Below are 7,887 nucleotides of genomic sequence, written 5' to 3'. Positions count from 1 at the left end.
GGCCCCCGCGACCCGCGCGGGCCCTCGCGCGTGGGCCGGCCCCCGCGAATCGCCGCGGCGCCGCCGCCGCGCCGGTACCCTACGGGCTCTACCCGCCGCGCGGCCGGCGGCGGGGGAAGGAGGCCGAGCGTGCGCGAACCCGACCGCTTCGCCGAGGTCCTGACCCCCAGCGGACGCCTCCGGGGCCGCTGGCGCGGCGAACCCGGCACGCCCGGCGCCAGCGCGGCCTTCCTGGGCGTCCCCTTCGCCGAGGCCCCGACCGGCGAGCGCCGCTACGGGGCCCCGGTCCCGCAGGCCCCCTGGGACGGCGTGCGCGACGCCCTCGAACCCGGGCCCACGCCCTATCGCAAAGGGGGCACCGCGAACCTCCTCCCCGAGGCCGCCGTCCCCGGCGACGCCACGCTCAACGTCGACGTCTTCACCCCCGACCCGGGCCCCGGCGCGAACCTGCCGGTCCTGGTCTGGATCCACGGCGGCGCGTTCACCGCCGGGTCCCCGGCCTCGCCCTGGTACGACGGGGCCGCGTTCTGCCGCGACGGGGTCGTCACCGCCAACCTCTCCTACCGGCTCGGCTTCGACGGGTTCGCCCCGATCCAGGGCGCGCCCGCCAACCGCGGCGTCCTCGACTGGATCGCCGCCCTCGCATGGGTCCAGGACCACATCGCCGCGTTCGGCGGCGACCCCTCGCGGGTCACGGTCGCGGGCCAGTCCGCCGGCGGCACCGCCGTCCTCACCCTCCTCGCCTCGCCCCGCGCGAAGGGCCTGCTCGCCCGCGGCTGGGCGCTCTCGCCCGCGCCCGCGTACGGCGACCCCGCCGCGGCCGAGGCGCTCACCCGCCTCATCGCCGAACGCGCCGGGGCCCTGCCCACCCGCGAGTCGCTCACCGCCGTCGCCGAGAAGCGCCTGCTCAAGCTCCAGCGCAAGGAGATGGGCCTGAAGTCGGGGAACATCACGACGGCGATCACCGCCGCGCTCGACGAGGGCCTCCCGTACGGCCCCGTCGTCGACGGCGACCTCCTCCCCGCGGCGGTGCCCGACGCGCTCGCCGCCGGGCACGGCGCCGAGGTCCCGCTCGTGGTCGGCACCTGCGACGACGAACTCGTGCCCGCCTTCCGCAACGCGAAGCGGTTCCTGCGGTTCCTCCCCGCCCGGTTCCTGCTCGGCCGGATCGGGCTCACCGGCGCCGCCCGCCGCGCCTGGCTGGCCGACAACGCCGACGTCCGCCGCCGCGGCACCATCCCGACGCTCGCCCGGTACACCACCGACCGGGCCTTCCGGGCCGCGATCCCCGGCCTGCTCGCGGCCCGCGAGGGGGCGGCCCCGACCCGGCTGTACCGCTTCGCGTGGCGTTCGCCGGTGTACGGCGCCGCCGTCCACTGCCTCGACATCCCGTTCTTCTTCGACCACCTCGACGCCGTCGGCATCGACCGCCTCACCGGGAGCGCGCCGCCGCGGGCCCTCGCCGCCGAGGTCCACGGCGCCGCGGTCGCGTTCGCCCGCACCGGCGACCCCGGCTGGCCCGCCGCCACCGCCGCGTCGCCGCGCACCCGCGTGTTCGACACGCCGTCCGCGACGGTCCCCGACGGCTACGCGGGCGTCCGCGCCCTCCGGTAGCCGCTCAGCAGATCAGCCGCGACCGGAACGCCTCGGCCACGGCGTGCGCCCGGTCGTGGACGCCGAGCTTGCGGAACAGGCGCTTCGCGTGGCACTTGACGGTGTCCACCGACAGGAACAGCTCGGTCGCGATCTGCGCGTTCGACTTGCCGTCGCTCATCGCCCGCAGCACCTGCACCTCCCGCGGCGTCAACCGGTCTCGGCGCGGCCGCATCGCCTGGAGGGGGATCGCCGCGGCCGCCCGCACCGCCCCCGGGAACGTCAGGATGATCGACCGCGCGACCGAGGCGGTGAGCCCGTCCGGCTCCCCGTTCGGCCCGCACACCAGCGCCGCGGCCCCCGACGCCATCGCGCGCGAGGCCGTGAACGGCGAGAACGGGCCCGTCAGCACGACCTGCGTGTACCGGCTCTGCGCGTGCACGGCCCCGGCGAAGACGACCGGATCCGTCCCGGCGAAGGCGAGGTCCGCCACCACCAGGTCGGAGGGGGTGCGGCGGTGGAGCTCGAGCAGCTCTCCGGCGTCGGCGACCGTCGCGACCGACCGCCCGACGCCCATGTACTCGGCGCACGCGGCGATCCGGTCCCTGGCCTCCTCGGTCGCCAGTCCCACGATCATCGTCTTCACGGATTCCCGCCCTTCGGTGGTGCCTGCAATGGAGCGCGCCTATCACCCGGCCGGGTTGTCAATGCCCGCCGGAGCAGCGCGGACCGGCCACAGTGCGCCACGCCGTATAGATTGACGCTTGAACGCGGTCCAGGTCGTTGGCAGGCGGGACAGTGTTTCGACCGGCGCGTTGTCCTGGGAGACAGTTCGCGCGACGAGCGGGCCGGGCCCGGACTGGGGAGGTGGCGGGAATGACGGTCGATCTCATCGAGTCGACAAGCAGGACAGCGGAGAAGGTGATCGCCCGCGTCGGATCGGGCGTCGCCGGGATCGCCGACCGCATCACCGGCCGGCTCTTCGCCGAGATCCCGGTCTACGCCGCGGGCGCGGTGGGGAGCCGGGAGTTCGTGCACGCCTCCGTCGTCGCCAACGTCGAGGACGCGTTCGACCGGTTGTGCGGCCGCAAGTTCGACCTCGCGACCGCCGTCAAGACCGGCCGCGTGCGGGCCCAGCAGGGCGTCCCCCTCGCCGACCTCCTGTCCTCCTTCCGCATCGGCTACGACGAGGCCTGGAGCGCCCTCATCCAGGCCGCGCGCACCGCCCCGGCCATGCCCGCCGACGAGATCGTCGACCTGTCCCGCAACTGGTTCCACCTCCACAACCTCGTCGGCGACACCCTCATCCACGCCTACCGCGAAGAGGCCCAGCACCTCCTGCTCACCCGCGAGCGCGAACGCGCCGCGCTGGTGAGCGTCCTGCTCGCCGACAACGTCGGCCTCGCGACCGTGGTCGAGGTCGCCGAGAAGCTGCGCCTGTCCGCCGAAGGCGCCTTCGTCGTCGTCGCGGCCGCCACCGGACTCGGCCGGGACCCCATCCCGCGCGTCGACTCCCACCTCTCCGCGATCGACGTGGCCTCGGTCTGGCACCTCACCCAGGACTCCCTGGTCGGCGTCCTGTCGCTGGAGCGGGCCGCCCGGATGGGAGCCGTGCTCGACGTGCTGCGGCGCCACGCCTCCGGACCGATCGGCGTCAGCCCCGTGTTCACCCCGCTGCGGCGCGCCTCCTGGGCGCTCGGGCTCGCCCGCCTGGTGCTCCGGCGCCACCCCGGGACCAGCACCGTCGAGCAGTTCCGCGACAACCCCATGAACGTCCTCGTCGCGTCCGCCCCCGACGCCGCGCAGGAGACCTCCCGGACCATCCTCGGCGGCCTCCTCGACCTGCCCGCCGACCGCCGGGACATGCTCCTGGAGACCTTCGAGGCCTGGATCGAGTCCGGCGGCTCCGCGCAGGCCACCGGCGGCCTCCTCACCTGCCACCCCAACACCGTCCGGCACCGCCTGCGGCGCATCGAGGTCGCCACCGGGCGGAGCCTCACCCGACCGGGCGACGTCGCCGAGCTCGTCGCCGCCTGCCACGCCTGGACCCAGCTCCCCCCGCAGTCCTGGGACTGAGCCCGCCCACGGTGAACCCGCACCGGCCCCGCGCCCCGCCGCGCCGGTCCGCGGACGGAACGGACACGTGCTCTTCACCGACTCGACGGCCGTTCTTCATGCCACCTCGTACCCGGATACGCCAGTCTGATCGTGCATCCGTCCCGTGCCTGCGCACTCGCCCCTGCCGCGATCCGACCTTCGCCGTCATGCGGTCCGAGAGGAATCCATGCTGATCCTTGCCATCGTCCTCGCCGCCGTCGGCGCCTGCTGCCTGGCCGCCGCGGCCTGCCTCCAGCACGGCGCCGTCCACCGGTCGGCGACCGAGCCGGTGCTGCGGCTGCCCGCCGTCCTGACGATCCTGCGCACGCCCGCCTGGTACGTCGGGAACGGCCTCGTCGTCCTCGGCTCCGGCCTGCACATCATCGCCCTCACCCTGGCCCCGCTCGCCGTCGTGCAGCCCATCGGCATGATCGCCCTCGTCCTCACCGCGGTCCTCTCCGGGATCGCGCTCACCCGCTCCGTCGTCGCCGCGATGGCGCTCAGCGTCACCGGCATCGCCGCGCTCACCGTGTGCGCCGCCCTCGGCACCGGGACCGTCGTCCCCGCGCCCGACGTCGCCGCCGCCCACTGGGCCCTCCCCGCCGCGGCCGCACTCGCCCTCGGCGCCCGCTTCGCGAAGGGCCGCACCAGGTGCCTGCTCCTCGCCGTCGCCGCGGCCGTCCTCTTCGGATTCACCTCGGCGCTCGTCAGGGCCGCCGCCGTCGCCCCGATCGCGCCCGAACTCGTCGCCGTCGTTATCGCCGAGGCCGCCGCGGCCGCCCTCGCCGGGGCGTGGCTGGTCCACCAGGCCTACGCCGCCGGGCCCGCCGCCACGGTCGTCGGCGCCCTCACCGTCGTCGACCCCCTGGTCGCCGTCCTCATCGGCGCCTTCGCCTACGGGGAGACCGGCACCGGCACCCTCGCCGCCATGGTCGTCCCCGCGCTCGCCGCCGTCGCCGGACTCGCCGTCCTCGCTCGCGTCCTCCCGCCGCGCGACCCCGCCGCGCCCGCCCGGGAGCGCCGACCCGAAGGCCCCCTTCGCATCGCGCTCACCGCCGACACCTACTGGCCCGACGTCAACGGCGCCGCGAACTTCGCGCACCGCCTCGCCACCGGCCTCGCCGAACGCGGCCACGACGTGCACGTCGTCTGCCCCTCCACCACCGCCTCCGGACTCACCGAGACCGTCGGCGGCGTGACCGTCCACCGCATCGGCTCCACGGGCACCCCGTTCCACCCCGACTTCCGGTTCTGCTGGCCCTGGCGCGCCGACAAGGCCGTGCCCGCACTGCTCGACGCGATCGCGCCCGACGTCGTCCACACCCAGGCCCACTTCATCGTCGGCCGCGCCGCCGTCCGCGCCGCCACCGCCGCGGGCATCCCCGTCGTCGCCACCAACCACTTCATGCCCGAGAACCTCCTCGGCTTCGGACCGCTGCCGCGCTGGTCCCACCGCCTCGTCGCCGCGCTCGCCTGGCGCGACCTCGCCCGCGTCTACGGCCGGGCCACCGTCTGCACCACCCCCACCCCGCGCGCCGCGGAACTCCTGGAGCGCAACGGGCTCGACCGCCCCGTCATGGCGATCTCCTGCGGCATCGACCGGGCCCGCTACGCCGGCGACGCCGCGCGCCCCGACGCCCCGACCCTGCTCTTCGTCGGCCGGCTCGAAGCCGAGAAGAACGTCCACGAACTCCTCGAAGCCGCCGCGCTCCTGCCGCAGACCCGCGTCGAGATCGTCGGCGACGGCAGCGTCCGCCCCCGCCTGGAGGCGCTGGCCGCCGAACTCGGCGTCGCCGAGCGCGTGCGCTTCCACGGGTTCGTCGCCGACCGCGAACTGGTGCAGGCGTACCAGCGGGCCGACGTGTTCTGCATGCCCGGCACGGCCGAGCTCCAGAGCATCGCGACCATGGAGGCCATGGCCGCGGGTCGGCCGGTCGTCGCCGCCGACGCCATGGCCCTCCCGCACCTGGTGCGGCCCGGGCGCAACGGCTGGCTCTACCCGCCCGGCGACACCGCCGAGATGGCGCGGTGCATCGCGGCCGTCATCGCCGACGAGTCGACCCTCGCCGCGATGGGCAGGGCCAGCCTCGACCTGATCGCCTCCCACGACCTCGAATCGACCCTCGCCGAGTACGAGCGCGTCTACCTCGACATCGCCGCGGTCCCCGCGCCGTCGGTCAGGAACGCCGCGGTCGCCCGCTGACGCCCGGCACCCCGGCGACGGCGGCGATGTCCGCGGCGACCTGCTCCACCGTGCGGTCGCTCGTGTCCACGCACGAGTCGCCGACCCCCTCGGCCGCGAGCCGGGCGGCCTCGTCCTGCGCCTCCGCCACGGCGCGGGCGAGGTCCGCGCCCGCGAGGCCCCGCAGCGCGTCGCCCGGCAGCTCGACGCCGATACCGTTGCTGCGCATCTGAATCCGCTCGGCGAGGACGTCCGGCCGGGCGTCGAGGCGCACCACGACGGGATCGCAGTCGGGCACCGCGCCGAGGTACCCGCGCATCGCGGCCGCGCCGCCCCCGGCGCCGGACACGACGAGGCACCGCGACCCGGCGTCCCGGTGCGCCCGCCACAGCGCCCCGAGGTTGTGCGCGCGGAGGCGGTGGCCGCCGGGGTCGTCCGGCGTCTCCGGTGCGGCCCAGCCGATCTGGGCCAGATCGACATAGGACGCCCGCACGCCCGACGCGAGGAGCCGCAGGAAGACGGGGAACGCGGTGGTGGACTTGCCGACCCCGGCCGCCCCGCACACCCACACCATCGGGGCCCGTTCCTCCTCAGTGGACTCCACTGCGGGGAACGAACGTGCCGGCCACGGTCCCGGCGCCGCCCCGGGCCAGTCGCCGACGCGCTCGCGGACCAGCGCCACCACCTCGGCGACCGTGCGGCCGCCCGTGTCGACGCGGTGCGCCGTCAGCGGGTTCCGGGCCAGCTCGGCCGCGTGCGCCGCGGCCGGCTCGATCAGGTACTCGGAGTTCCCGCGCCCGAGGAGGCGCCTGCGCCGCTCCGCCGCGTCCACGGCGAGCTCCACCAGCGTCATCGCCGCGCCCGGCACCTGGCCGGCGTAGTCGGCGACCACGGCCGCGCTCCCGACTCCGCCGGAGACGACGACGCACTGCGCCCCGGCGGCCCGGAAGCCCGACCACACCGCACCGAGGCCGCGGGCCTTGACGCGCTCGTTGTCCGGGTCGCCGGCCGGGGCCGGGTAGGCCATGCCGACCTGGTCGCCGTCCACGTAAGCGGCCCGCACGCCCGCGTCGGCCAGCTGCCGGAACAGCGCCCAAGCGGTCGCGGTCTTCCCCGAACCGGCGGCGCCGACGAGCCAGAGGAGCGCGGTGGTGTCCATGCGGCGAGCCTAGATCCGCCGTCAACCGCTTTCACCGGGCCGCCCGCGGCCCCGGTCTTGCGCGAAGCGCGGACTGGGGACGGACGCCGGTGTAGCGTCCCAGCCAGGAAGTGACCGCACGGGTGGGGGAGCAGCGCATGGCAGGAAACGCACCGGTCGACCTGGTCCTGGTCGAGTTCTCCGGCGACCGGTTCGACGGGCGGGTGCTCGCCGAGCTCGAACGGCTCGCCGCCGACGGCACGATCACCGTCCTGGACGCCCTGCTCGTCTCGCGCGGGCCCGACGGCGCCGTGACCTGGATGGAGGCCGCGAACGTCGACGAGCGGCTGGCCTCCCTGGTCGGCGAGCCCTCCGGGGTCCTCGCCGCCGAGGACGCCGAGCTCATCGCCGAGGAGCTCCAGCCCGACACCGCGATCGGGATGCTCGTCTTCGAGCACACCTGGGCCGCCACGCTCGCCGAGGCCGTGCGCGGCGTCGGCGGCCGCCTCGTCGACTGGCAGCGCGTCCCGGCCACCGCACTGACCGCGCTCGCCGAGGAGGCCTCGTCATGATCCGCCGCGTGGGCAGGCCCGGCCTGCTGGGCACCATGGCCCGCACCGCCGTCATCGCCGGCACCGCCGGAGCGGTCAACCGCTCCATGAACCGCGCCGCCGACAACCGCCAGCAGACCCAGGCCGACGCCGAGGCCTACCGGCAGCAGCAGGCCGCGCCGCCTCCGGCCGCCGCACCGCAGCCGGCGGGCGGGGACGACCTGTTCGCCAAGCTCGACCGCCTCGCGCAGCTGCACGCCACCGGCGTCCTCGACGACGCCGAGTTCGCCGCGGCCAAAGCGAAGCTCCTGGCCTGAGAGGCGGCG

General features: G+C 75.9%; 7 protein-coding genes. 5 read left to right on the top strand and 2 right to left on the bottom strand.

From position 1 onward, the window contains the following. Positions 1 to 129 precede the first annotated feature (129 nt). Positions 130 to 1,614, top strand: coding sequence for a carboxylesterase/lipase family protein (locus ABD419_RS24645; protein ID WP_344492692.1), 1,485 nt, complete (start codon positions 130 to 132; stop codon positions 1,612 to 1,614). 4 nt (positions 1,615 to 1,618) lie between these two features. Here ABD419_RS24645 and ABD419_RS24640 read toward each other — a convergent pair whose 3' ends face one another. Further along, a complete protein-coding gene (locus ABD419_RS24640; protein WP_344492690.1) occupies positions 1,619 to 2,239 on the bottom strand; it encodes a helix-turn-helix transcriptional regulator in 621 nt (206 codons plus the stop codon). A 230-nt stretch (positions 2,240 to 2,469) separates the two neighbouring features. Between ABD419_RS24640 and ABD419_RS24635 the strand changes: the two genes are divergently transcribed. Both ABD419_RS24635 and ABD419_RS24630 read left to right on the top strand, forming a co-directional pair. Next, positions 2,470 to 3,669, top strand: coding sequence for a PucR family transcriptional regulator (locus ABD419_RS24635; protein WP_344492688.1), 1,200 nt, complete (start codon positions 2,470 to 2,472; stop codon positions 3,667 to 3,669). Positions 3,670 to 3,877: 208 nt separating this feature from the next. Continuing rightward, positions 3,878 to 5,893 (top strand): glycosyltransferase, encoded by a 2,016-nt coding sequence (locus tag ABD419_RS24630; RefSeq protein ID WP_344492685.1) that lies wholly within the window; start codon positions 3,878 to 3,880, stop codon positions 5,891 to 5,893. Here the strand turns inward: ABD419_RS24630 and ABD419_RS24625 are convergent. Beyond that, positions 5,868 to 7,031 carry an adenylyl-sulfate kinase gene (locus ABD419_RS24625; protein ID WP_344492683.1) on the bottom strand — a complete coding sequence of 388 codons (1,164 nt, stop codon included), beginning with the start codon at positions 7,029 to 7,031 and terminating at the stop codon, positions 5,868 to 5,870. The genes ABD419_RS24630 and ABD419_RS24625 overlap by 26 nt on opposite strands. A gap of 137 nt (positions 7,032 to 7,168) precedes the next feature. Here ABD419_RS24625 and ABD419_RS24620 point away from each other — a divergent pair, with 137 nt between their 5' ends. Both ABD419_RS24620 and ABD419_RS24615 read left to right on the top strand, forming a co-directional pair. Beyond that, entirely contained in the window at positions 7,169 to 7,582 is a 414-nt protein-coding gene (locus tag ABD419_RS24620) for a DUF6325 family protein (protein ID WP_344492681.1), read from the top strand. Then, a complete protein-coding gene (locus ABD419_RS24615; RefSeq protein WP_344492679.1) occupies positions 7,579 to 7,878 on the top strand; it encodes an SHOCT domain-containing protein in 300 nt (99 codons plus the stop codon). Before ABD419_RS24620 ends, ABD419_RS24615 begins: the two co-directional genes overlap by 4 nt. The last annotated feature ends 9 nt before the right edge of the window (positions 7,879 to 7,887 follow it).

The organism is Glycomyces endophyticus, assembly GCF_039531525.1.
GTDB classification, from domain to species: Bacteria; Actinomycetota; Actinomycetes; order Mycobacteriales; family Micromonosporaceae; genus Glycomyces; species Glycomyces endophyticus.
Note: the sequence above shows the minus strand (reverse complement) of the source record. Positions and strands in the feature narration are given on the sequence as shown.

Bases quoted from the DNA above. Each gene is read 5' to 3' on its own strand.
- ABD419_RS24635 (WP_344492688.1), top strand. From the start codon at position 2,470: ATGACGGTCGATCTCATCGAGTCGACAAGCAGGACAGCGGAGAAGGTG.
- ABD419_RS24630 (WP_344492685.1), top strand. From the start codon at position 3,878: ATGCTGATCCTTGCCATCGTCCTCGCCGCCGTCGGCGCCTGCTGCCTG.
- ABD419_RS24625 (WP_344492683.1), bottom strand. From the start codon at position 7,031: ATGGACACCACCGCGCTCCTCTGGCTCGTCGGCGCCGCCGGTTCGGGG.
- ABD419_RS24620 (WP_344492681.1), top strand. From the start codon at position 7,169: ATGGCAGGAAACGCACCGGTCGACCTGGTCCTGGTCGAGTTCTCCGGC.
- ABD419_RS24615 (WP_344492679.1), top strand. From the start codon at position 7,579: ATGATCCGCCGCGTGGGCAGGCCCGGCCTGCTGGGCACCATGGCCCGC.